The 22,963-nt window shown below is 45.5% G+C and carries 25 protein-coding genes; 24 read left to right on the top strand and 1 reads right to left on the bottom strand.

Annotated features, from left to right (window positions below):
• Positions 1-417 precede the first annotated feature (417 nt).
• Positions 418-3,042, bottom strand: a complete 2,625-nt coding sequence (locus tag A3860_RS08280; RefSeq protein WP_081146080.1) for a S8 family peptidase — start codon at positions 3,040-3,042, stop codon at positions 418-420.
• Between the two features lie 287 nt (positions 3,043-3,329).
• Between A3860_RS08280 and A3860_RS08275 the strand changes: the two genes are divergently transcribed.
• The 24 genes from A3860_RS08275 (at position 3,330) to rplE (ending at position 22,940) form a co-directional block, all read left to right on the top strand.
• Positions 3,330-4,124, top strand: a complete 795-nt coding sequence (locus tag A3860_RS08275) for a M57 family metalloprotease (protein ID WP_081146079.1) — start codon at positions 3,330-3,332, stop codon at positions 4,122-4,124.
• A gap of 298 nt (positions 4,125-4,422) precedes the next feature.
• Complete coding sequence (locus tag A3860_RS08270; protein WP_081146078.1) at positions 4,423-5,220, top strand: M57 family metalloprotease; 798 nt, start codon at positions 4,423-4,425, stop codon at positions 5,218-5,220.
• 191 nt (positions 5,221-5,411) lie between these two features.
• Entirely contained in the window at positions 5,412-7,559 is a 2,148-nt protein-coding gene (fusA, locus tag A3860_RS08265; protein WP_081146077.1) for an elongation factor G, read from the top strand.
• Positions 7,560-7,755: 196 nt separating this feature from the next.
• Positions 7,756-8,052, top strand: coding sequence for a YXWGXW repeat-containing protein (locus A3860_RS08260; RefSeq protein ID WP_158085168.1), 297 nt, complete (start codon positions 7,756-7,758; stop codon positions 8,050-8,052).
• Between the two features lie 128 nt (positions 8,053-8,180).
• On the top strand, positions 8,181-10,397 hold the full coding sequence (locus A3860_RS08255; RefSeq protein ID WP_245843499.1) for a S9 family peptidase: 2,217 nt from the start codon (positions 8,181-8,183) through the stop codon (positions 10,395-10,397).
• Positions 10,398-10,416: 19 nt separating this feature from the next.
• The gene (locus tag A3860_RS08250; protein ID WP_081146075.1) at positions 10,417-10,986 is read left to right on the top strand and encodes a CDP-alcohol phosphatidyltransferase family protein; all 570 of its coding nucleotides are present in this window, start codon (positions 10,417-10,419) and stop codon (positions 10,984-10,986) included.
• On the top strand, positions 10,977-11,417 hold the full coding sequence (locus A3860_RS08245) for a phosphatidylglycerophosphatase A (protein ID WP_081146074.1): 441 nt from the start codon (positions 10,977-10,979) through the stop codon (positions 11,415-11,417). Before A3860_RS08250 ends, A3860_RS08245 begins: the two co-directional genes overlap by 10 nt.
• Positions 11,418-11,434: 17 nt before the next feature.
• Positions 11,435-12,790, top strand: coding sequence for an alkaline phosphatase family protein (locus A3860_RS08240; RefSeq protein ID WP_143774005.1), 1,356 nt, complete (start codon positions 11,435-11,437; stop codon positions 12,788-12,790).
• Between the two features lie 12 nt (positions 12,791-12,802).
• Positions 12,803-14,230 carry a sulfatase-like hydrolase/transferase gene (locus A3860_RS08235; protein WP_081146072.1) on the top strand — a complete coding sequence of 476 codons (1,428 nt, stop codon included), beginning with the start codon at positions 12,803-12,805 and terminating at the stop codon, positions 14,228-14,230.
• 184 nt (positions 14,231-14,414) lie between these two features.
• The gene (locus A3860_RS08230) at positions 14,415-15,152 is read left to right on the top strand and encodes a hypothetical protein (protein WP_216823406.1); all 738 of its coding nucleotides are present in this window, start codon (positions 14,415-14,417) and stop codon (positions 15,150-15,152) included.
• Positions 15,153-15,357: 205 nt separating this feature from the next.
• Complete coding sequence (rpsJ, locus tag A3860_RS08225) at positions 15,358-15,663, top strand: 30S ribosomal protein S10 (protein WP_014220852.1); 306 nt, start codon at positions 15,358-15,360, stop codon at positions 15,661-15,663.
• Positions 15,664-16,131: 468 nt separating this feature from the next.
• Positions 16,132-16,749 carry a 50S ribosomal protein L3 gene (gene rplC / locus A3860_RS08220; protein WP_081146071.1) on the top strand — a complete coding sequence of 206 codons (618 nt, stop codon included), beginning with the start codon at positions 16,132-16,134 and terminating at the stop codon, positions 16,747-16,749.
• Positions 16,750-16,810: 61 nt separating this feature from the next.
• Positions 16,811-17,443, top strand: a complete 633-nt coding sequence (gene rplD / locus A3860_RS08215; protein WP_081146070.1) for a 50S ribosomal protein L4 — start codon at positions 16,811-16,813, stop codon at positions 17,441-17,443.
• 45 nt (positions 17,444-17,488) lie between these two features.
• The gene (rplW, locus tag A3860_RS08210) at positions 17,489-17,788 is read left to right on the top strand and encodes a 50S ribosomal protein L23 (RefSeq protein WP_081146069.1); all 300 of its coding nucleotides are present in this window, start codon (positions 17,489-17,491) and stop codon (positions 17,786-17,788) included.
• 91 nt (positions 17,789-17,879) lie between these two features.
• Positions 17,880-18,719 (top strand): 50S ribosomal protein L2, encoded by an 840-nt coding sequence (rplB, locus tag A3860_RS08205; protein ID WP_081146068.1) that lies wholly within the window; start codon positions 17,880-17,882, stop codon positions 18,717-18,719.
• Between the two features lie 54 nt (positions 18,720-18,773).
• The gene (gene rpsS / locus A3860_RS08200; RefSeq protein WP_081146067.1) at positions 18,774-19,046 is read left to right on the top strand and encodes a 30S ribosomal protein S19; all 273 of its coding nucleotides are present in this window, start codon (positions 18,774-18,776) and stop codon (positions 19,044-19,046) included.
• Positions 19,047-19,105: 59 nt separating this feature from the next.
• Positions 19,106-19,447 carry a 50S ribosomal protein L22 gene (rplV, locus tag A3860_RS08195; RefSeq protein WP_081146066.1) on the top strand — a complete coding sequence of 114 codons (342 nt, stop codon included), beginning with the start codon at positions 19,106-19,108 and terminating at the stop codon, positions 19,445-19,447.
• Positions 19,448-19,472: 25 nt separating this feature from the next.
• Positions 19,473-20,297 (top strand): 30S ribosomal protein S3, encoded by an 825-nt coding sequence (gene rpsC / locus A3860_RS08190; protein WP_081146065.1) that lies wholly within the window; start codon positions 19,473-19,475, stop codon positions 20,295-20,297.
• Between the two features lie 63 nt (positions 20,298-20,360).
• On the top strand, positions 20,361-20,780 hold the full coding sequence (gene rplP / locus A3860_RS08185) for a 50S ribosomal protein L16 (RefSeq protein ID WP_081146064.1): 420 nt from the start codon (positions 20,361-20,363) through the stop codon (positions 20,778-20,780).
• 38 nt (positions 20,781-20,818) lie between these two features.
• Positions 20,819-21,028, top strand: a complete 210-nt coding sequence (rpmC, locus tag A3860_RS08180) for a 50S ribosomal protein L29 (RefSeq protein ID WP_081146063.1) — start codon at positions 20,819-20,821, stop codon at positions 21,026-21,028.
• An 84-nt stretch (positions 21,029-21,112) separates the two neighbouring features.
• Positions 21,113-21,370, top strand: coding sequence for a 30S ribosomal protein S17 (gene rpsQ, locus A3860_RS08175; protein WP_081146062.1), 258 nt, complete (start codon positions 21,113-21,115; stop codon positions 21,368-21,370).
• 121 nt (positions 21,371-21,491) lie between these two features.
• Positions 21,492-21,860, top strand: coding sequence for a 50S ribosomal protein L14 (rplN, locus tag A3860_RS08170; RefSeq protein ID WP_014220841.1), 369 nt, complete (start codon positions 21,492-21,494; stop codon positions 21,858-21,860).
• A gap of 104 nt (positions 21,861-21,964) precedes the next feature.
• Positions 21,965-22,303, top strand: coding sequence for a 50S ribosomal protein L24 (gene rplX / locus A3860_RS08165; RefSeq protein WP_081146061.1), 339 nt, complete (start codon positions 21,965-21,967; stop codon positions 22,301-22,303).
• Between the two features lie 67 nt (positions 22,304-22,370).
• On the top strand, positions 22,371-22,940 hold the full coding sequence (rplE, locus tag A3860_RS08160; RefSeq protein WP_081146060.1) for a 50S ribosomal protein L5: 570 nt from the start codon (positions 22,371-22,373) through the stop codon (positions 22,938-22,940).
• Positions 22,941-22,963 lie beyond the last annotated feature (23 nt).

Here is a 22,963-nt window from a genome sequence, read left to right as displayed (position 1 = left end):
GCCAAAAGGATTTCTTACTATGCGCTACAAATTGATTATCAATATAATTACCCGGTGCCTATGAAGCACTCGCCACTAAACGCGTTTAGCTGCCTGCGGCCCAAAGGATTTCTTAATGTACACTACTGATTGATTATCAATATAATACCCGGTGCTTGTATACCCTATTCGACTAAACGCGTTTAGCTGTTCTATGGCCCTATGATTGCCTGTAGCGCGCTATCAATTGATTATCAATGTAAATATCCGGTGCCTATGAAGCACTCGCCACTAAACGCGTTTAGCTGCTTGCGGCCCAAAGGATGCTTGTTGCACGCTATCAACTGATTATCAACAATTACCCCGGTGCAGGTATACCCTATTCGACTAAACGCGGTTAGCTGGCTGCTGCGCCTTTGCTCAAAGCTAACTTAGTGCTTACCGCACCACCATCACCTTTCCTATAAATTCCTTCTTCCCATTCTTCTTTATCTGCATAAAGTATATCCCGCTTTGGAGGTTTGGTAATGCAACCGATTCTACCGTTTGCGTTAATTGGTATTGCAGCACCTGCTGTCCCATGCTGTTAAACAGTAATAAATACGTGTTGGCCGACTCTTCTTTCATCAGCACCATTAATGGACCGCTTGAATGTACCGGGTTGGGGAAAACGATATAACGGGTAGTGAGGAAATAATAAACGCTTTGCGGATCGCTGTAAATGGCCTTTCCATTGGTGAGTTCAATTTTAACCCGGTAGGTGTTTACGCCATCGGCCAGGTTGTTGTCAGTATATTCAAAGGCCAGGTTACCCGGCTGAAATGTTTGTAACAACTGGTAACCGCCGGGCATCAGCTTTTCGAATGTAAAGCTTTTTACATTGTAGGTGGTGCCGATCTCCGCAGTCAGGGATGCGGTATTATTGTTCACCAGGTCAACCAGGAAATTCTTCAGATAGCAGTCGACTCCCTGGGTGGTTACATTGATGGTATAGGCCTTCATACCATACCGGCCGTTTGAGATCACCGGTGCTACGGTATACCACAACCGGCCGCCGGGCTGGCTAACGATAAAACTGGTGTCGGCTGCGGGGGCAATCAACTGCAGGTATTTATCGGTCAGTTGATAAACCGCATATTTTTTTATTCCGGGCACCCGGTCCCAGCTGATCATGACCGAATCGGGACAGTTAAAACCCACCCGAACAGGTATGATCGGCGAAATGGTAAACGTGTCTGATTTAAATACCTGTCCATTGATGGTCATACGCAGTAATGCCGTAGTGCAGGTATCAGGAGCCCGCCAGTAGGCGGTACCTGTAGCCAGGGTGGCAGCATTATTTATAGTTTGCCAGCTGGCGCCTTTATCGATACTGTATTCAAGCAAACCGGTAGTTGTGTTGAACGTAGAAGACCAGCGAAGGAGATTGTTTTCGCCAGCCGTTACATAATCAACTGAAGCAGGCAGCTGCCACTGGAACTGATCGGCCGCAGTCGCCTGCCAGGCGGTAAAAAAGGCCTGACTGCCCGAGGGAATTGAATAGCCTTTCACGCGGATGGTATAACTGCCGGCAACGGGATAGTCGATCGTGATCTGTTCTACATTGTTCAGCGTATCTTTTTTTCTTACTGCCGGTAGCAGCAGGGAATCTATGACGGGGGCCGGGCTCAATACCCAGGGTTGCCAAACCTGTGCGTTACCGTTATTGACCAGTTCAAGATCCAGGTCATTGATCAATGCTTTGGGGGCATTGGCTGCGGCAGCGGGGTCTGTCCAGCAAAGGGTCAGCTTTAATTGCCGGGTATTGGCTGGAACCGTTAAGGAGAATGTTTGTTGGGCGCCTTGTGTCAGGGAACCGGAATAGTATTGCTCATTGGCCAGTTCCTGCAGGGCCTCATACGTATTCAGGCAGCCAAAGCCCCACAGGTAATCAGGGCCCTTGGTACCCTTGTCTTCGGCGCTGTTCACCAGCAGCGCTTTTACCAGCGAAGCGGGCGGCAGGCTGCCGTTATGTTTTTCTTTATAATACTGCTGCATTAACAATACGGCGCCCGAAGTATGGGCCGAAGCGCCGGAGCTGCCATCTTCCCCAAACGCAACGAGCTCGGGTTTTACCCGGCCATCATAAGCAGGGCCGCGCGAACTTAAAAATGAAACATTTCCAAATGAGTCGGTGGCGCCAACGGTAATGATATTCTTGGCCATTTTAAAACTGCCGGTAATATTGGCCATGTTCGAAATGCCGGCATAGGGCCCCGTACTGGTTTGGTTGCCCGAATTGCCCGATGAAAAAACATGCAGCAGTCCGGGATTATTGATGGTACTGGCATCGTAAGCGGCAGCATCGGCGCCATAATAATTTTCAATACCGGTTCCATACGAGTGGTTTTGCACCGAAACGTTGTATTGCCGGTAATCAGCATCTGCATCGGGTAACAGGCTGGCGAAGTTGGAAGAGATGATAGAAGCGGCCGGGGCCACGCCTACGCTTGTATAAAAAGAATTTTCACCACCGGCTATGATGGTGCTCATATAGGTAGCATGTGAGGATATCAATGGAGAGCTAAGCGGGGTTGAAATATACCGGCCTCTGAAATCGATATCGGTGGTGTCGGGCTTGTTCTCGTTTACCGATACCACCATAGTACTGCCGTTCAGCTGGGGGTACTTACTGTGCGCCAGGTTTATGGTGTTGAGGCTGTTGTCGAACGGGCTAAGCGCCAGTTCTTCATGCGGCTGGCGGGGTACATCAACAAAGCGAATGAAGGGTTGCGATAAAACCTGCGCATCGAGGGTAGTGCCTTTTGCACGCACTACCAGCAGGCCACCACTACGCTCCTGCAGAATGGTTACCGGTAAATTGTTTGCCCGGAAATAGTTTTTGGCCGAATCAATGTTCGATGCAACGATCCAGAACACCTGTTCCTGTTTATTGGCCAATAGCTTGCTGTTGTTTTGTAAAACAGGCGACAATTTACGGTTGGCCAAAGTAAGGGTTGGTTGTGCCTGTACCAGTTGTACGGTTAAAGAAAGGATAAGCAGCAGAAGCCCGGTTTGTTTCATAATACAATCTACAAAATTTGGAAATGATGGCGCACCGCGGATAAATAAATAACCATGAAATACGGCGTGTTACGAAAAAGGGTTGGATATGTCAATATCTAACCTGGTCGTGCAGCCTAAATTGATCTTTGACAAGTTTTTTATACACAGGGATCTAAAATGTGCTGGTTTTTGGGTAAAAAGCCACTCTTCTGCAACGCAGTTGCTTTTATTGCCGGTGTAGCATGTTATGATTTTAATTAAATTGAAGGGGCCATTAATTTGTAAACTATTAAAAGAAAACGCTTATGAGAAAAGTTTTGCAAGTGGCTGCTGTAGCCACAGCCTGTGTTGTTGTGTTATTTTCCTGCCGTAAGAACGTTGCCAGCGAACAAAAATCCACTCCTTCCGAAGAATCTCTCAATAAAATCTATAACCTCGGCTTTAGCAATAAGAATGTAACCATGGACGAAGATGGTAATTACCTGGTTGAAGGGGATATTGTATTGAGCCAGGCCAGCCTCGATGCAATGCCCGCCACGCAGTTCCTCCGGGTAGGCTCCGAGGAACAGTATCGTACCTATAACCTCGTTACCCGGTTACCAAGGGTTATCAAAGTGAGCCTTTCATCAAGGCTGCCTTCTTCGTATGTGGCAGCGCTGGATGAGGCGTTGGGGCGTTATAATGCCGAGAACCTGCTGATAACTTTTCAACGCGTGTCATCGGGTGCAGATATTTCCCTTGTTAAAGCGAGTGGGAGTTATCTGGCATCTTCCGGTTTCCCTACCAGCTCCGGAGATCCTTATTACCTGGTAAAAGTGAATTCAAATGCGCTTAATGGCCAGCCACAGGCAACGATTGCTTCGGTGATCGCGCATGAGCTGGGGCATTGCATAGGATTCAGGCATACCGATTATATGAACCGTGCTTACAGTTGCGGTGGGCAGGCGGTGAATGAAGGCGCTTCTACCATTGGTGCGGTGCAGGTACCGGGAACGCCATCGGGTCCTGATCCCAATTCATGGATGTTATCGTGCATTGGCTCGGGACAGAACCGGCCATTCAATGACAACGATAAAATAGCGCTGGGTTATTTGTATTAAGTAATTGTTATGCGATCTTATATAACAGAGGCCTCCCGATGCATTGGGGGCCTTTGTTTTTATGTTCAACAAAATAGCTAATACGTTATACTAACCTGCACGTATAGTGCAAATAACTAATCTCAGAAAAAACTTTTCCACAGTAACGGTGATACATACCGATTTTTGGGTAAATACCGGCTCTTATGCAACGCCGTTGCCATTTTGCAGCAAATTGCTCAGGATAATTTTCTTTAAATTGATAAAACGATCACGGTGCAGTAACCATACCATTAACCGACATTAAATCTACAGTCACATGAGAAAGACTATTTGCACGTTAACTGCAGTAGCGGCAGCCTGCATGCTCACCTTATTTGCCTGCCGCAAAAATGCTTCCAGCGACACCCCTTCTACCGGCGTTTCAGACGACGTCCTTACTAAAATTTACAACCTCGGCTTCAGCAACAGTAATGTAATTGCTGATGGAAAAGGAAATTACATTGTTGAAGGCGATATTCTGCTTAGCGGGGCCGATCTGAACGCCAAAGGCGATGTATCGCTTTTAAGAGTGGGCGGCGAAGAGCAATACCGTACCACTAATCTGGTAAGAAATCTGCCCAGAACAATTACTGTAAGCCTGTCTTCGAGCCTCAGTACCTGGTCTACAGCTTTGAACACCGCCCTGGCCCGTTACAATGCGCTGGGATTGCAGCTCACTTTTACCCGGGTAACTTCAGGCGCCAATATTTCAATTGTTAATGGTTCGGGCAGTTTCCTGGCTTCTTCCGGTTTCCCCACTTCTTCCGGAAATCCATACAGCCAGGTGATCCTGAACTCAAGCGCGGTGGCTGGCCAGCCCAATAACACCGTGGCTTCCATTCTGGCGCATGAAATTGGCCATTGTATCGGTTTCCGCCATACCGACTACTTTAACAGGTCGTACAGTTGCGGCGGATCTGCTGTAAATGAAGGCTCTGCAGGGGTTGGCGCTATTAATATTCCCGGCACGCCCACAGGCGCAGATCCCAACAGCTGGATGCTGTCCTGCATCGGATCGGGCCAGAATCGTCCCTTTAATGCCAATGATGTCATTGCTTTGAACTATCTGTATTAATTTTCTATTACCTGGTTGGTTACTGTACCTGAAAGCCCTGTAAATCACGCAGGGCTTTCTTTTTAGGTCCCCGGCAGGGTATTTATTTTTAACCTGTTCCATACGAAATTCGTTGGAATTTTTCTTACCTTTGCCCGCTCATTTTCAGGGCATTTTACCCTGGAACATTAAAAAGAAAATTTAACAAAGTCATGGCAGACTTACGATTACAAAGAAATTTTGGAATTGCGGCACATATTGATGCCGGTAAAACAACTACTACGGAGCGTATCTTGCGCTATACCGGTATGATCCATAAAATAGGAGAAGTGCATGATGGGGCGGCTACCACCGACTGGATGGAGCAGGAAAAAGAAAGAGGTATCACCATTACTTCTGCTGCTGTTAGCTGCCAGTGGAACTTCCCTACCGTAAAAGGTAAGGCAGATGCCAATACTAAAAAATACTATTTCAACATCATCGATACTCCGGGACACGTTGACTTTACCATTGAGGTAGAGCGTTCAATGCGCGTACTCGATGGGTTGATCGCCCTGTTCTCTGCCGTTGATGGCGTTGAGCCTCAGTCTGAGACCGTTTGGCGCCAGGCTAACCGCTATAAAGTTCCCCGTATCGGTTTTGTTAACAAAATGGACCGTTCAGGCGCCGACTTTTTGATGGTGGTTAAACAGGTTAAAGAAATGCTGGGTGCAAAAGCAGTTCCCCTGCAATTACCCATCGGCGCTGAAGATGATTTCAAAGGCGTGGTTGACCTTATCAAAATGAAAGGTATCATCTGGCACATGGAAACAGAAGGTATGACCTTCGACGAGATCCCTGTTCCTGCTGATATGGTTGCAGAAGCTGAAGAATGGAGGCAAAACCTCATTGAAGCTGTTGCCGAATACGACGACAAACTGATGGAGAAATTCTTCGACGATCCTAACACGATCAGTGAAGATGAAGTACATGAAGCTATCCGCAAAGCAACGATCGATCTCAGCATCGTTCCGATGATGTGCGGTTCTTCATTCAAAAATAAAGGCGTACAAACTGCACTGGATGCTGTTTGCCGCTACCTGCCTTCACCAGCTGATATCGATGATATAGTAGGTACTAACCCTGATACATTAGAACCGGAAGTTCGCAGGGCTGATCCTAAAGCGCCTTTTGCAGCCCTGGCTTTCAAGATCATGACCGACCCGTTCGTAGGTCGTTTGGCCTTCTTCCGTTGTTACAGCGGCCACCTCGATGCCGGTTCGTATGTTAAGAACATGCGCAGTGGCAAAAACGAGCGTATCAGCCGTATCATGAAGATGTTCGCCAACAAACAAAACCCCATCGATTTCATCGAAGCCGGTGATATTGGTGCTGCGGTAGGTTTCAAGGAGATCAAGACCGGTGATACCCTTTGCGATGAAAATCATCCGATCGTGCTTGAGAACATGTTCATCCCCGAGCCGGTGATCGCGATCGCCATTGAGCCTAAAACACAGGCCGACGTTGATAAAATGGGTATGGCCATTGCCAAGCTGGTTGAAGAAGATCCTACATTGCGCGTAAATACCGATGAAGATACCGGTCAAACCATCCTGCGTGGTATGGGTGAGTTGCACCTCGAGATCATCATCGATCGTATGAGACGCGAGTTTAAAGTTGAAGTTAACCAGGGCGCTCCCCAGGTTGCTTATAAAGAAGCGTTCCGGAAAAGTGTTGAGCATCGCGAAACCCTGAAAAAACAAACCGGTGGTCGCGGTAAATTCGCCGACATCGTGTTTGAATTGGGACCTGCCGATGAAGAGTGGCTGAAGGAAAATCCTGACAAAGGCTTCCAGTTCGTGAATGATATCTTCGGTGGATCTATTCCCCGTGAGTTCATTCAACCCATTCAAAAAGGTTTTGAATCAGCTATGGGTACTGGTGTATTGGCCAGCTATCCTGTTGAGAATGTGAAGATCCGCATCTTCGACGGTAGCTACCACCAGGTTGACTCTGACGGTATGTCGTTTGAGTTGTGTGCCAGAGCCGGTTTCCGCGAAGCTGGTCGTAAAGCACAACCAGTATTACTGGAACCGATCATGAAAGTGGAAGTTATCACTCCTGATCAATACATGGGTGATGTTACCGGTGACCTTAACCGGCGGAGAGGTATGCTCGAAGGCATGGACACTCGCGGTAATGCACAGGTAATTAAAGCCAAGGTGCCGCTGAGCGAAATGTTCGGTTACGTAACCCAGTTGCGTAGCTTGTCATCTGGCCGCGCTACCAGCACCATGGAGTTCAGCCACTATTCACCTGCACCTACCAACATCGCTGAAGAAGTGATCGCCAAGGTGAAAGGCAAAGTGAAAGCTGAGTAATTGCGTTCTCATATCTCTTAATATAGAGCCTCCTGACTTTTGTTGGGAGGCTTTTTTTTGCTACATATCGGGGCTTTTTTTACCCATACAATGACCATTTGTTAATGAAATGAAAACAAAAAGCAGGGCTTTAAACTTTTGTTTTTAACAGGGCTCCAATAAACGGAAAATGAATTGTAGAACTAAAAATCATTGTATGAAAAAATATATTAACCGCATCATTTTAGCCGCAGCCCTGGTAGTTGGTTTTTCATTTGCCTCCTCAGCGCAGGTGATCGTTAAGGTTCGCCCGGCCGCCCCGGTTGTAGTACGTCCCGTAGCGCCATCGCCACGCCATGTGTGGATAGAAGGTGGTTGGGTAGTGCGTAATGGACGCTATGTACACTCCGACGGCTACTGGGTAATGCCTCGCCCCCATCGTCATTGGGTTGAAGGTTACTGGGCGCCCCGCCGTCATGGTTATGTTTGGGTTCCCGGTTATTGGGCCAGATAAAATTTTATAACTTCTTTATACGGATCAGGAGTACAGACACCCCCGCTCATCATTTGGGCGGGGTTTTTATTTGTGGTAATGATTGTTTGGCTGCAAAGTCTTAATTTCCTGCTCCAAATTGTAACAGCATGCATTTTTCGATCCCTCGACTCCGCTCAGGACAGCTCATGACTTTTTTATTGGTGATACTTACGGTATTTGTACCCGTTCTTCTATTTGCCCAGGGTGCCATAAAATGGACCGGCAACGGTAATGGTTATTATCGTATCGAAGACGGCGAGTTGGGTGTATATACCCTGCCGCAAAACACAAAAACGGTGATCGCTTCAAAAAAGCAATTGACGCCCGAAGGAAGAACAACGCCGCTCAATGTGCGCAGTTTTAGTTTTTCGGCCGATGAAAAAAAGGTGCTGCTGTTCACCAATACCAAAAAAGTATGGCGGTTGCAAACCCGGGGCGATTACTGGGTTTTTGATGCAGGAACCGGCTCTTTAAAGCAACTGGGCAAAAACCGGCCCGCCAGCTCCCTGATGTTTGCGAAATTTTCGCCCGATGGCGCCAAAGTAGCCTATGTAAGCGAATACAATTTGTATGTAGAAGACCTGGCCAGCGGCAATGTGCAACAGCTTACGCTCGATGGTAACCGTAAATTCATAAACGGCACCTTCGACTGGGTATATGAAGAAGAGTTCTTTTGCCGCGACGGATTTCGCTGGAGCCCCGACAGCAGGCAAATTGCTTACTGGCAGATCGATGCCCGCAAAACAAAGGATTACCTGATGGTTGATAATACCGATTCCATTTACCCATTTTCTGTACCGGTTGAATACCCGATTGCCGGTGAACCACCTTCGCCCTTTAAAATTGGGGTGGTAGATGTGGCTACTGCCAAAACACAATGGATGGATATTGCTACCGACCCTGTATTGCAAAGCTATGTGCCCCGCATGGAGTGGGCCGGCAATAACAATGAGCTCATTGTTCAGCATTTGAACCGGTATCAAAACCAGAGCGATCTGTTGTTGTGCAATACACAAACCGGCGCTTCAAAGGTTATTTATACAGAAAAGGATTCGGCCTGGATCGATATTCAGCCCTTATGGGATAACGATTACATCTGGGGCGGCTGGGACTGGATCAGCGGCGGCAAAGAGTTTATCTGGGCTTCTGAAAAAGACGGCTGGCGGCATTTATACCGCATCACCCGCGATGGAAAGAAAGAAGAGCGCATAACCAATGGCAATTACGATGTAATGGAAATATCGGCAATTGATGAAAAGAACGGCTATGTGTATTTTATGGCTTCACCCGGCAATGGCACACAGAAATACCTGTATCGTACCAAACTGAATGGCAAAGGCCCCGCAGAACGGGTATCGCCTGCCGGCCAGGATGGCACCCATGAATATTCGGTTTCACCCACGGGCACCTATGCACGGCATATTTTTTCGAACTATTATACGCCCTATACAAATGAATGGGTTTCCCTGCCCAATCACAAAGGACTGAATGGAGCCAATGAAGTGAACGAGGCCATTGCCAAAGCCGATAAAGCCAATGGTATTGAGTTCTTCAAAGTGAAAACTGCAGAAGGCATTGAAATGGATGGCTGGATGGTAAAGCCGAAGAACTTCGACCCCAATAAAAAATACCCGGTTGTATTTTATGTGTATACCGAACCCTGGGGACAAAACGTAAGAGACCAGTATGGCATAGCAGAAAATTTCCTGTACAAAGGTGATATGGCAACAGATGGATATATCTATATTTCCATTGATAACCGGGGCACCCCGGTGCCAAAAGGACGCAACTGGCGCAAGGTCATCTATCGCAATATTGGGCAGGTGAATATCCGCGACCAGGCAATGGCTGCCCGCGAAGTATGCAAATGGCCCTTTGTTGATACGTCGCGCATAGCCGTGTGGGGATGGAGTGGGGGCGGTTCTGCCACCCTGAACCTGATGTTCCAGTACCCCGACATCTACAAAACAGGTATTTCAGTAGCCGCCGTGGGCAGCATATTTACCTATGATAATATTTACCAGGAGCGTTATATGGGATTGCCCCAGGAAAACCGGGCCGATTATATACAGGGTTCACCCATAACCCATGCAAAAAATTTACGGGGTAACTTATTATATATTCATGGCAGTGGCGACGACAATGTACATTACCAGAATGCCGAGCTGTTATTGAACGAGCTCATCAAATACAATAAGCAATTCCAGTTTATGAGTTACCCTAACCGAACCCATAGCATTTCAGAAGGGGCAGGTACTTATGAACACCTGAGCTCCTTGTATACCAGTTATCTGAGATCACATTGTGAACCGGGCGGAAGATAATTATCTTTGCGCCATTAAAATGACAAATACTACCAGTTACCGGTTGCCCGTATGGTTACCTAATTTGATAACCATTGTGCGCATTGTGGCAGGTGCTATACTGTTTACGGCGATCTTTTACGACAGAAAGATCACCGTCATCAGGGTAGGCTGGTTTATTGTAATTGCCCTTACCGATTGGGTCGATGGCTGGCTGGCCCGAAAGTTCAATGCCCGCACATCATGGGGGCAATTACTGGACCCCATTGCCGATAAAGTGGTATTGCTGGGCGCCTTTGCTTTTTTTTATGTAACCGGTGACATCAGTTGGTGGTTTACCATCCTGTATTTTACGCGTGAAATACTGCAGACCATAATACGCATAGCATCCTTTTCGGGCAATAAAGACAGTCAAACGCCCACCTTATTTATCAGTAAATTAAAAACGGCTTTATCCTATTTATATGGATTACTGCTTTTCGTTGAACAGCTGTACCGTATAATACCAGTTTCAACAGACCGCTTTAGGGTGCATACCCTGCTTGAAGTGGTGATCATCTCTTTATCATACATCGGTTTGGTTAAACCCTTTATTAAGAAATGGAATTGAAAGGTTGGGAAAAAGTAGCGGGCTCCTTTTTTTATGTAGGGTATACTATGAAAGGGCCGGGAACCATTACAAGCGCGCTTGTTTTTGGGGCGGCCTGGTTCATTTACCCCGATGGCCTGCTGGTGGGCGCCTTGCTGGCGCTGCTTCCGCTGTCGTTTTACCTGGCATACCGCTTCGAAAAATGTGTGGGGCACGATCCTTCCTGTTTTACGCTCGATGAAGTAATAGGCTCCCTGATCGTTGTATGTTTTATTCCCCACAAGCTCCTTCCTTATTTAGTTTTTTTTATTGTATGGCGATTGTTCGATATATTCAAACCATTCTTTAAACCGGTTGAACAAATACAACAGGGCATTGGCATTATGATAGATGATATAATAGGCGCCCTATTAACAGTGGGTGTTTATTTCCTGTATAACTGGTTTATGTAATTACCCTACATATGGAAATGCAAAAACAAAAAATTGGGAAATGGCTTCTTGGTGCATTGCTGATCCTTGTTGTTCCTAATTGTCTCTTCTGGATACTTGAACCCAAAGTAAGTTTGTCGAGAGGCGTTTTCGTAGCAGAATATTTATTGATCGCCTGTTTATACCCGCTTATCAACCGCAAATTATTTATTACGATCTGGATCCTGTTCGCGGTGTATGACCTGGTGTATGCTACTTCCTCCCTGTTTTTTATGGATTTTATGGAAATGGTGCATGCCCTGGCCAAAATACCGGAGTTGGCATTAATTGACTGGCTGAAATGGGGCGGTTTGCTGATCCTGTTCATACTCATTATTTTCACCCTGGTGAAAGGGCTTATCCGTTACGAAGCATCTTACCGGATAATGCATCTCAGGTTTCTGTGGCCATTGATCGTGTTGGCTGGGGTAGTGTTCTTTGTATCGAAAAAAGAAATAGTATCCGTTCCCACCTGGTCGGTTGTAAAGGCGGTGCAGCACGCTGTTTTTGTAAGTACCGCCAAACATAATATTGACTATTTAGGGTCTGCTGCAAAAACAGTTTTTTGGCAGGAACCGGCCGCTGCGGCCACCAATAAGGAAGCCCTCATACTGGTTGAATCGTGGGGTTTATTGACCGATCAAAAGTTACATAGCGATGTGGTGCAACCGTTATATGAGCTGGTGCAGAATCATCAGTACACGATCAGGGAAGGCACCGCATCTTATAAATATTTAACGCAGGCCGGTGAGTTCAGGGAATTGACCGGTTGTGTTTTCCATTATTACCTGGTGCGCGACAAATGGGTAAAAGATAGCTCCCTGCTGATAAAAAAGCAGGAGCAGGGATATCATGTAATAGGCGTGCACGGCAATACCTCGAAGTTTTACCGTCGCAATGTTTTTTGGCCGGTGCTGGGGGTGCAGGAAATGTATTTTATTGAACAATTGAATACGCTTCAGCTGCCATTATGTGGAAGCAATGAATTCAGAGGCATTTGTGATACAGTCATCAATACCTGGCTGCTCAATAATATGAACCGGCAACCCGATAGAAAAGAATTTTATTACTGGGTTACGTTAAATACGCATTTGCCGCTTGTTGAAGTGCATGATGAGGCGTATAATAATTTTGCCCGGCAATGGAAAGAACAGGGGATCACTGAAAATACCCTGCAGATGGCTTATCAGCAAAAAGGATTGTTTCGGGACCTGGCCGGTAAACTAAGCAAACCGGGTTCACCCAAAGCGCATATCTTACTGGTAGGGGACCATGCGCCACCATTTATTGATCCCGCCGACCGGAAAATGTATGATGCGAACCGGGTACCCTATATAGAACTTATACCAAATTAATGCTCCCTGACTATGTTGGAAATCCAAAAGAAAAATGTATGGCAATGGTTAATTGCAGCATTGTTGATACTGGTAATACCAAACCTCATATGCTGGGTTGTTCAGCCATTTGTGTTCATCAGAAGGGGCTATTTTGTTTGGGAATATTTGCTGCTCGCCTGTCTTTACCCTTATATAAACCGCAAAATATTCATACTCTTTTGGGTGCTGTTTGCAATATATGATATAGGATATGCCGCCTCTTCGCTGTACTTCATGGACGTTTTTGAAATATTCCATGCGCTTGTAAAAATACCGGCCATGTCTGTAGGCGATATGCTGAAATGGAGTGGTGTGCTGGTACTTTTTGTTGCCCTTACAATAATGCTGGTGATTGCCATGGAACGGTATAACCGGTATTACCCTTTTTTGCGGTTTAAATTTTTGTGGCCGTTTATGTTTGGATTGCTGCTGGCCGATTTCTTAAATGGCCAGGGGCCCTTGAGTAAGTGGTCGATTGGTTTATTACATATCAAACAAAATATAGTATCGGCACCATCCTGGCCATTAATGAAATCGGTGCAATATGCTTTGGCAAACAACAATGATAACAACTCAAAAAATGATTCAAAGGTAGAATACCTGGGGTCTGTAGCGCAAAGGGTATTTGCCCCGAAACCAGATAGCGCTGCAGATAAAAAACAAATATTGATCCTGGTTGAATCGTTGGGCGTTGTCAAAGACAGCGTTTTACAGCATGAAATACTATCTCCGTTGTATCAACTGGCAACAGATAGTTTGTACCTATTACGGGAAGGCTATACGCAACACAGGTATTTAACGCAGGCCGGCGAGTTCAGGGAGATCACCGGTTACCTGTTTCACTCATACCAGGCGCAAACCCGCCTGGTGCAGGAGAAATCAATTTTTGTAAAAAAGCAGCACGAAGGATATTATGTGGTGGGGCTGCATGGGTTTCAATCAGGTTTCTATAATCGAAAAAAACTTTGGCCGGCACTGGGCATACAGGAAGCCATGTTCATGGAAGATTTCGTGAAACTTTCCATGCCGCTTTGTGGAAATATAAATTTTCAGGGTATTTGTGATACGGCGCTCAGCACCTGGTTGATTAACAGATTGAAAAGCGATCCGGCGCGAAAGGAGTTTTATTACTGGGTTACTTTAAGCACCCATTTGCCCCTCTTTGAAATACATGATGACGGGTACAACGGGTTTGCTGAAAAATGGAAGAAAAAAGGGTATACTGAGCATGTGCTTCAAATGGCTTACCAGCATCAGCAGTATTTCAGGGACCTTGCCGGTAAACTGAGGCAGCCCGGTGCGCCCAAAGCGCATATTCTGCTGGTTGGCGATCATACGCCGCCGTTCCTGGATCCGGATGACAGGGCGCTGTATGATGAGCTGCACGTACCGTATATAGATCTGGCGCCTAACCGATGATTGTAATTTATTATATGAATTCATTTTAGGTATCCTTAACATCTCTTAACATCTGCGGTTTTTGATTTGGCTTAACTTGTAGAAAAAAGTTATGCTGAAAACTATACCCTTATCTTGCTTAATCCTGTTATGTTTTTCCTGTGCCCGTTATCAGTATACCACCCTCAGCAGTTCAAGTGTGGCCATGAACGATAGGTTGGAATTTGTATCAGAAAACGACAGCCTGCGCATAGTATATAATTTCAATGGCCAGAACGCCCCGATAAACATCAACATTCAAAACAAATTGCACGTGCCGGTTTATATCGACTGGCAACGGAGCGCCCTGGTGGTGAACGACAAGGCCATCAGCTATATGCCTGCCGAAATGACTATCCAGGGTGGTTTTTACGGCCATTCTTATAATTACGGTAACAGGGGCAGTAGTTTTGGGTCCACTGCAGGAAGCATTCATGCCACTGCCAGTTTGCCGCCAACGATGGATTTTATTCCGCCGCAATCGTTTATCGCCAAAAACCCGATGGGGGTTACCAATAAACTGATCGAAAATGTGCCCGACACAGCCTTTCACAAGATAAATTATGCGATGGTCGATGGGTATTCGGTGCCCGTAAAAGTAGCCACATTCAGCGAGGCCAGCTCGCCATTGCGGTTCCGGAGCTATCTTACCCTGATGATAGGCGATTCCACCACCAAACCGGTAGCCATTGAGCATTCTTTTTATGTTTCGGAATTGCTGACAACCACCCACGATCCGCAAAGCATCTGGCTTACAAGCGCCTACCGGGGCAACCAGTTCTATGTGCGGGAACCAACAGGTTATGGAAAAACCATGACTGGTTTTGGGGTCATTCTGGGAAGTGCGGTGGTGGTGGCAACTGCTGAAAGTATGAGCCAGGTGGGGAATAGGGCGGTTAAGTAGGAGAGAGGGAATTGGCCGGTGGGGTACACGGGCGGAAAGGGGGTAAATTGGGCCTGAAACCTGGTTGTTGGCCCCGGATGGTGCCCAAAACCTGCATTTTTACCAGTTTTTTCATGATTTGTCTAAAAAAAAGAGAGAAATCTTTTGCACAATAACTATCAACCCCTACCTTTGCATCCCCATTGGAAAAATTGGGTTTTGCAATATGTCTCAGCGAATCAGAATAAAATTACAGTCTTACGATCATAATCTGGTAGATAAATCTGCCGAGAAAATCGTAAAAACCGTTCGCAGCACTGGCGCTGTGGTAACAGGTCCTATTCCTTTACCTACACGTAAAAAGATATTTACCGTATTGCGTTCACCCCACGTGAATAAGAAGAGCCGTGAGCAATTCCAGTTGTGCACACACAAGCGGTTATTGGATATTTATACTTCCAGCAGCCGTACGGTAGATGCTCTGAGTAAGCTTGACTTACCCAGTGGTGTTGAAGTGGAGATCAAAGCTTGATAAGCATTGTATGAACCCTGTCAGGGTTCTAAAAATCCTGACAGGGTTTTTTCATAAAGTTCTTTCAATCCCATCTGTAAACTTTACCCGCCAATGCGGATAGATAAAACAGCGCTGGGTTAACTAGTTGGAAGTAAGATGGCAACTGCCAGATTACGACTAAAACGGATTATAAACTTTTTAAAATATGAACTAGCCCTTCGAGGTTAGTTTACTACCGGTACTTCTATCATCCCGGCTTTTGGTCGGGACATCCGGAAAGGGTGACGAAGCTTAACAGCGGTGGCGCAAGGCCACATTAGCTAAAGCTTCGGTGGCTAACAGAAAAGGTCGGTAGCAAACGGAGATTGAAGTTGCTCATGGTTGTGCCTGTCCGCCGCCTGGCGGATAAGCGTCCTAAAGAACACCCTGTTCTACAATCATTACTGCAAATGTCTCTTCAACCACGAGGGCACAAACCGAACAACGATGAAAGGAATCATTGGTAAGAAGATCGGGATGACCAGCATCTTCAGTCAGGATGGCAAGCAAACTGCCTGTACCATCATTGAAGCAGGTCCCTGTATTGTGACCCAAGTTAAAACTACCGAAACTGATGGATACAATGCTATCCAGTTAGCTTACGGTGACAAGAATGAAAAGCACACTATCGCTGCTGAAAAAAATCACTTCGCAAAGGCCAATACAGCCGCCAAGAAATTTGTTAAGGAATTCCGCAATTATTTTACTGAAAAGAGTTTAGGTGATGCTATCACTGTTGACATTTTCGCTGAAGGCGAAAAAGTTGACGTTGTAGGTACTACCAAGGGTAAAGGTTTTCAGGGTGTTGTAAAACGTCACGGTTTTAGTGGTGTGGGCGAACAAAGCCACGGCCAACACGACCGTCAACGTGCTCCGGGTTCAATCGGTAACTCATCAGATGCCTCACGCGTATTTAAAGGTATGCGCATGGCCGGCCGCATGGGTCAGGACCGCGTAAAAGTAAAGAGCCTGAAGATCCTGAAAGTATTCCCTGATAAGAACTACATCCTGGTGAACGGGTCTGTTCCCGGCCACAACGGAGCGATAGTATACATTCAAAAATAATTTTGTTATTGCAGATTTATCCCGGTTAAAAATCGGGAGGTAATCTTAAATATAAAGTACGATGCAAGTAGATGTTTTAAGTATAAAGGGTGCAAAAACCGGTCGCTCTGTAGATTTAGCCGATGATATCTTCGGTACAGAGCCGAACAACCACGTTGTTTACCTGGCTGTAAAGCAATATCTGGCTGCACAACGTCAGGGTACGCACAAAGTGAAAACCCGTTTGGAAGTTAAAGGTTCCAGCAAAAAATTGCACCGTCAGAAGGGTACTGGTGGTTCACGTAAGGGTAACATCCGTAACCCGTTGTTCAAAGGTGGTGGTACCATTTTTGGTCCCAAACCCCGCGATTACGATTTCAAACTGAACCGTAAAGTGAAAGATCTGGCTAAGATCAGCGCACTGTCTCATAAAGCAAAAGAAAGTGCTATTGTAGTTGTTGAAGACATCAACCTGGACACTCCCAAAACAAAGCAATTTGTTGAGATCATGACCAGCCTGAAGATCGACAGCAAAAAGACACTGGTAATACTGCCTGAGTATAACGAGAACCTGCAAAAGAGCGTACGTAACATCCCCAATGCACTGGGTGTTCAGTTCGCTGATATCAATACTTACGATATCGTAAATGCAGATGTATTGTTATTCACTGAGAGCACAGCCAGGTTGTTCAGTGAAGAGGGTGTTGAGGCTTAATTAACGCGCTGATTAGCTAATTACAAATTTTTCAAACAGAGTAATATGAAACTCGCAGAAGTACTGATAAAACCAATCGTTACCGAAAAAAGCAACAAGCTGTCTGATGCCAAAAGAACTTTTGCTTTCCGGGTTAACCGCAAAGCAAACAAACTGGAAATCAAAAAAGCAGTTGAAAGCTTTTACGGTGTAAACGTTACAGAGGTAAATACGGTGGTAGTGCCTGGTAAAGCAAAGAACCGGTTCACTAAATCCGGCTTTATTTCCGGTACAAAACCCGCTTACAAAAAAGCGTATGTGAAAGTAGCAGAGGGAGAGAGCATTGATTTGTACTCAAACATCTAGTCTACACCGTTAGCAAGGAATAAAGAATGGCGAGTCAATCGCCGCAAAGAATTGACAAAAGATTTTTTAACAGTATTATACAGAAGAAAACATGGCACTTAAAAAATACAAACCGATTACAGCCGGTACGCGTTGGAGAATAGGAAATGCGTACGCTGAAATCACTACAGACACTCCGGAAAAAAGCCTGCTTGAGAAAACTACATCTACTGGTGGCCGTAATGCTCAGGGTAGAAGGTCTATGCGTTATATGGGTGGCGGACACAAGAAGATGTTCCGTATCATCGACTTCAAACGCGACAAGAAAGATATTCCCGGTACTGTAGCTACTATCGAATACGATCCAAACCGTACTGCATTTATCGCACTGATAAACTACAAAGACGGTGAAAAAAGATATATCCTGGCTCCCCAGGGCTTACAGGTTGGCGGTACCATTATATCTGGCAACGCTGTAGCTCCTGAAGTTGGTAATGCACTTCAAATGAAGAACATGCCACTGGGTACCAATGTACATAACATTGAAATGCAACCTGGTCAGGGTGGCAAACTGGTGCGCAGCGCCGGTACATCGGCCCAGCTCACCAACAAGGAAGAGAGATATGCAGTATTGAAAATGCCTTCTGGTGAACTGAGAAAGATCCTCATCAACTGCTTCGCTACTGTAGGTGTAGTAAGCAATGGCGACCACAACCTCGAAATGATGGGTAAAGCTGGTCGTAACCGTTGGAGAGGTATCCGCCCCCGCAACCGTGGTGTAGCGATGAACCCTGTAGATCACCCGATGGGTGGTGGTGAAGGTAAGGCTTCAGGTGGTCACCCACGTTCAAGAACCGGTAAATACGCCAAAGGTCTGAAAACACGCCAAAGAGGTAAAGGAAGCGATAAACTGATCATTCAACGTAAGAACGGCAAAAAATTAGCCAAGTAATTGAGTGGTCTGTAGATCAAATTTTCAAACAAACCGAATTATCAAATTTTAGATATGGCTCGTTCAATAAAAAAAGGTCCTTATGTAGCCGCCAAACTGGAGACAAAAGTTCTTAACATTAACGATGGTAAAGCAAAGAAAGGTGTGATTAAAACCTGGAGCCGTCGTTCTACAATTACTCCGGATTTTGTAGGTCACACATTTGCTGTGCATAATGGCAACAAGTTCATACCAGTATATGTAACCGAGTTCATGGTTGGTCATAAGCTGGGTGAGTTTGCTCCCACACGCCAGTTCAAAGGACACTCTAGTAAAAAAGTTGGTTAATAAAAATTTCAATATTCCTGGTTGAAGCACCAGGGGTTCAGAAATCAGAAATAATAAAAATGGAAGCTGTAGCAAAACTTAGAAACTATCCCACATCACCCCGCAGAATGCGTTTGCTGGCTGATGAAATACGTGGTGTTGAAGTGGAAAAAGCATTAGCGTTGCTGGAATTTCATCCTCAACACTCTGCCACTCCGCTGTACAAATTATTAAAGAGCGCCATTAGTAACTGGGAGCAAAAGAACGAAGGACAAAGCGCTGCTGATGCTGGTTTGATCGTGAAAACGATCTTTGTTGACGGCGCCCGTACTTTGAAAAGAATGTTGCCTGCTCCGCAAGGCCGTGCTTACCGCCTTCGCAAGCGCAGTAACCACGTAACTATAATCGTTGACGTTAAATAATTAGCAAATTTTCAAATTATAATAAATGGGTCAGAAATGCAATCCTATTGGTGCCAGGTTAGGGATTATCCGCGGTTGGGAATCTAACTGGTATGGTAACAAAAAAGATTATTCTACCAAGTTGATCGAGGATAACAAGATCAGAACTTATCTGAACGCCCGTATCAACAAAGGTGGTATCTCTAAAATCGTTATTGAGCGCACGCTTAATAAACTGATCGTTACCATTCACACATCCAAGCCTGGTATTATCATAGGTAAAGGCGGGAACGAGGTTGATCGCATTAAAGAAGAGTTGAAGAAACTGACAGGTAAAGAAGATGTGCAAATCAACATCCTTGAAATTCGTCGTCCCGAGCTGGATGCCATGATCGTAGGGGATACCATTGCCCGTCAGATCGAGAACCGTATCAACTACAAACGCGCCATTAAAATGGCAATCGCTTCTGCACTGCGCATGGGTGCTGAAGGTATCAAAATAAAGATCAGCGGTCGTTTGGGTGGTGCTGAAATTGCCCGTACCGAAGAGATCAAACAAGGCCGTACACCATTGCATACCCTGCGTATGGATATCGACTACGCAAACGTATTTGCATTGACTGTTTATGGTAAGATCGGTATCAAAGTATGGATCTGTAAAGGTGAAGTACTTGGTAAAAGAGACCTGAACCCGAACCTCGTTGGTGGTAAGAGCGATGTGAACGACAGAAGAGACAGAAGAGAAGGTGAAGGTGGTGGCGATCGCGGACATCATCGCGGTGACAGAAGAGGCGGCGGCGGTGGTGACAGAAGAGGCGGTGGAGATCGCGGCGGTCACAGAGGTGGTGATAGAAACAGACAGCAGGATTAATTAGCCAGGGTGCTGATAAACTGATGTGCTAATTCAATTTTCAAATTTTCAAATTTTAGATAAATGTTACAGCCAAAAAGGACGAAACACAGGAAAGCGCAGAAGGGCCGCATCCGCGAAGTTGCAAAACGCGGTACCACTATCGCTTTCGGTTCTTTCGGTTTGAAATCTCAGGAAGCTATCTGGTTAACAAACCGTCAGATCGAAGCAGCGCGCCAGGCTATGACCCGTGCTATGAAGCGTGAAGGTAATGTTTGGATCCGCATATTTCCTGATAAACCTATTACCCGCAAGCCACTTGAAGTGCGTATGGGTAAAGGTAAAGGTAACCCTGAATTCTGGGCTGCTGTAGTTGAACCAGGTCGCATCATTTTCGAATGCGATGGCGTTACTGAAGCAGTAGCAAAAGAAGCAATGGAACTGGCGGCACAAAAACTGCCCATCAAAACCAAGTTCGTAGTAAGACGCGATTATAGCGCATAATTGCTAATAGGGTTTTAAATAATATCAAATCGAATTTTATGTCAAAGAAAATAGATTTCAATAAAGGCCTGAAGGATATGAGTGAGGCAGACCTGAAAGCCCGGATCCAGGAAGATGAACTGCGGTTGAAAAAGCTGGAGTTTGCACATGCCATCTCTCCGCTGGAAAACCCGATGAGCATTCGTGACCTGCGCAGGGATGTGGCCCGGTTAAAAACTGAGTTAAGAAAAAAGGAACTGGCAAAGTAAGGTGACTAATTAGCCAATGTGCTATTATGCTAATTGGTCTTAATTATCACATTAGCTAATTATCAAATTATCAAATTTAGTATAATGTCCGACAGAAATTTGCGTAAAACAAGAATAGGGGTTGTTACCAGCAACAGAATGGAAAAAACCATCACTGTTTCTGTAGAAAGAAAAGTAAAACACCCCATCTACGGTAAGTTCGTAAAGAAGACTACCAAATTCCATGCTCATGACGAAAAAAATGAGTGCACCATAGGCGATACTGTTCGCATTATGGAAACCCGCCCTTTGAGCAAAACAAAGCGCTGGAGACTGGTCGAAGTGGTAGAAAAGGCGAAGTAATATAGCTGTTGGCTGCAGAATGCAAGCTGTAAGCCAACGACGATTTCAAATAAATTTTTAATCATTCGCTATTGGTCCCGATAGCATCGGGGCTAAAGGCTGAGAGCTAAAAGCTAAAAAAATGATTCAGCAAGAGTCCAGATTAAATGTAGCTGATAACAGTGGTGCCAAGGAAGTACTGTGTATTCGTGTACTGGGAAACAGCGGCCAGGATTACGCCAAGATCGGCGATAAAATTGTAGTAACCGTAAAGGATGCTATTCCCGCTGGTGGTATTAAAAAAGGCACTGTTACAAAAGCTGTAATTGTTCGCACAAAGAACAAATTACGCCGCAAAGACGGATCTTATATCCGGTTTGATGACAATGCCGTAGTGTTGTTGAATCAGTCAGATGAGCCGCGCGGTACCCGTATTTTCGGACCCGTTGCCAGAGAGTTGCGTGATAAAGGATATATGAAGATTATTTCTTTGGCTCCGGAAGTATTATAAAAACAAGCTGCAAGCTTACGGCAATGATGCCAGCTTGCATGAAATATAATTGAAAACGGCTTTAAGCCTGCAGCTTGCAGCTTTTAGCTAAAAGCTTAAATAAAATGAGCAACAGATTCAAACCGAAATTTAATATTAAAAAAGGCGACACCGTAGTAGTTATTGCCGGTGATGATAAAGACGCTAAAAAGCCACGCAAGGTATTGGAAGTATTTCCAGAAAAATCGCGCGTGCTGGTTGAAGGCGTAAACATTGTTACCCGTCATACCAAACCTTCGGCCCGTAATACCCGCGGCGGCATTGTAAAGAAAGAAGCTGCCATCCACATTTCAAATGTGATGTTGTGGGATGCTAAAGCAGGCGCCGGAGTGAAAGTAAAACGTAGCCGTGAGAACGGTAAGCTGATACGCATTTCCAAAGAAACTGGTGAAGCAATAAAATAATTATCGATTATCAATTGCGTTATGCTGTTTGCCCAGGCATTAAACATAACGCACTAAGCTAAATAAAATGTCTACAACAAAATACAAGCCGAGGCTGGCAGATAAGTACAAAAAAGAAGTTGTACCTGCTTTAATGAAACATTTCAACTACGGCACAGTGATGCAGGTTCCCCGTTTGGAAAAGATCTGTATCAACCGCGGTGTGAACGGTGCTGTTTCTGACAAGAAGCTCGTGGATGTGGCAATTGATGAGTTAACAATGATCTCTGGTCAGAAGGCAACGCCTACCATGTCTAAAAAAGACATCTCAAACTTCAAACTGCGTAAGAACATGCCTATTGGCGCCCGCGTTACATTACGTGGTACCAAAATGTATGAGTTCCTCGACAGGCTCATCGCTACTTCATTGCCCCGCGTACGTGACTTCAAAGGGATCAATGATAAAGCTTTCGACGGCCGTGGTAACTATACACTGGGTGTTACCGAGCAGATCATCTTCCCTGAGATCGACATCGACAAAGTAAACAAGATCACTGGTATGGACATTACGTTTGTAACTACTGCCCAAACCAATGAAGAAGCTTACGAGCTGTTGAAAGAACTGGGTATGCCGTTCAAAGGAGCAAAGAAAGATTAAGAATTATCCCGGTGATCACCGGG

Source organism: Niastella vici, from assembly GCF_002077945.1.
Lineage (GTDB): Bacteria > Bacteroidota > Bacteroidia > Chitinophagales > Chitinophagaceae > Niastella > Niastella vici.
Note: the sequence above shows the minus strand (reverse complement) of the source record. Positions and strands in the feature narration are given on the sequence as shown.

What these genes read in the sequence shown, in the direction of transcription:
- A3860_RS08280 (WP_081146080.1), bottom strand. Translation starts at nt 3,042, where the DNA reads ATGAAACAAACCGGGCTTCTGCTGCTTATCCTTTCTTTAACCGTACAA.
- A3860_RS08275 (WP_081146079.1), top strand. Translation starts at nt 3,330, where the DNA reads ATGAGAAAAGTTTTGCAAGTGGCTGCTGTAGCCACAGCCTGTGTTGTT.
- A3860_RS08270 (WP_081146078.1), top strand. Translation starts at nt 4,423, where the DNA reads ATGAGAAAGACTATTTGCACGTTAACTGCAGTAGCGGCAGCCTGCATG.
- fusA (WP_081146077.1), top strand. Translation starts at nt 5,412, where the DNA reads ATGGCAGACTTACGATTACAAAGAAATTTTGGAATTGCGGCACATATT.
- A3860_RS08260 (WP_158085168.1), top strand. Translation starts at nt 7,756, where the DNA reads ATGAAAAAATATATTAACCGCATCATTTTAGCCGCAGCCCTGGTAGTT.
- A3860_RS08255 (WP_245843499.1), top strand. Translation starts at nt 8,181, where the DNA reads ATGCATTTTTCGATCCCTCGACTCCGCTCAGGACAGCTCATGACTTTT.
- A3860_RS08250 (WP_081146075.1), top strand. Translation starts at nt 10,417, where the DNA reads ATGACAAATACTACCAGTTACCGGTTGCCCGTATGGTTACCTAATTTG.
- A3860_RS08245 (WP_081146074.1), top strand. Translation starts at nt 10,977, where the DNA reads ATGGAATTGAAAGGTTGGGAAAAAGTAGCGGGCTCCTTTTTTTATGTA.
- A3860_RS08240 (WP_143774005.1), top strand. Translation starts at nt 11,435, where the DNA reads ATGCAAAAACAAAAAATTGGGAAATGGCTTCTTGGTGCATTGCTGATC.
- A3860_RS08235 (WP_081146072.1), top strand. Translation starts at nt 12,803, where the DNA reads ATGTTGGAAATCCAAAAGAAAAATGTATGGCAATGGTTAATTGCAGCA.
- A3860_RS08230 (WP_216823406.1), top strand. Translation starts at nt 14,415, where the DNA reads ATGAACGATAGGTTGGAATTTGTATCAGAAAACGACAGCCTGCGCATA.
- rpsJ (WP_014220852.1), top strand. Translation starts at nt 15,358, where the DNA reads ATGTCTCAGCGAATCAGAATAAAATTACAGTCTTACGATCATAATCTG.
- rplC (WP_081146071.1), top strand. Translation starts at nt 16,132, where the DNA reads ATGAAAGGAATCATTGGTAAGAAGATCGGGATGACCAGCATCTTCAGT.
- rplD (WP_081146070.1), top strand. Translation starts at nt 16,811, where the DNA reads ATGCAAGTAGATGTTTTAAGTATAAAGGGTGCAAAAACCGGTCGCTCT.
- rplW (WP_081146069.1), top strand. Translation starts at nt 17,489, where the DNA reads ATGAAACTCGCAGAAGTACTGATAAAACCAATCGTTACCGAAAAAAGC.
- rplB (WP_081146068.1), top strand. Translation starts at nt 17,880, where the DNA reads ATGGCACTTAAAAAATACAAACCGATTACAGCCGGTACGCGTTGGAGA.
- rpsS (WP_081146067.1), top strand. Translation starts at nt 18,774, where the DNA reads ATGGCTCGTTCAATAAAAAAAGGTCCTTATGTAGCCGCCAAACTGGAG.
- rplV (WP_081146066.1), top strand. Translation starts at nt 19,106, where the DNA reads ATGGAAGCTGTAGCAAAACTTAGAAACTATCCCACATCACCCCGCAGA.
- rpsC (WP_081146065.1), top strand. Translation starts at nt 19,473, where the DNA reads ATGGGTCAGAAATGCAATCCTATTGGTGCCAGGTTAGGGATTATCCGC.
- rplP (WP_081146064.1), top strand. Translation starts at nt 20,361, where the DNA reads ATGTTACAGCCAAAAAGGACGAAACACAGGAAAGCGCAGAAGGGCCGC.
- rpmC (WP_081146063.1), top strand. Translation starts at nt 20,819, where the DNA reads ATGTCAAAGAAAATAGATTTCAATAAAGGCCTGAAGGATATGAGTGAG.
- rpsQ (WP_081146062.1), top strand. Translation starts at nt 21,113, where the DNA reads ATGTCCGACAGAAATTTGCGTAAAACAAGAATAGGGGTTGTTACCAGC.
- rplN (WP_014220841.1), top strand. Translation starts at nt 21,492, where the DNA reads ATGATTCAGCAAGAGTCCAGATTAAATGTAGCTGATAACAGTGGTGCC.
- rplX (WP_081146061.1), top strand. Translation starts at nt 21,965, where the DNA reads ATGAGCAACAGATTCAAACCGAAATTTAATATTAAAAAAGGCGACACC.
- rplE (WP_081146060.1), top strand. Translation starts at nt 22,371, where the DNA reads ATGTCTACAACAAAATACAAGCCGAGGCTGGCAGATAAGTACAAAAAA.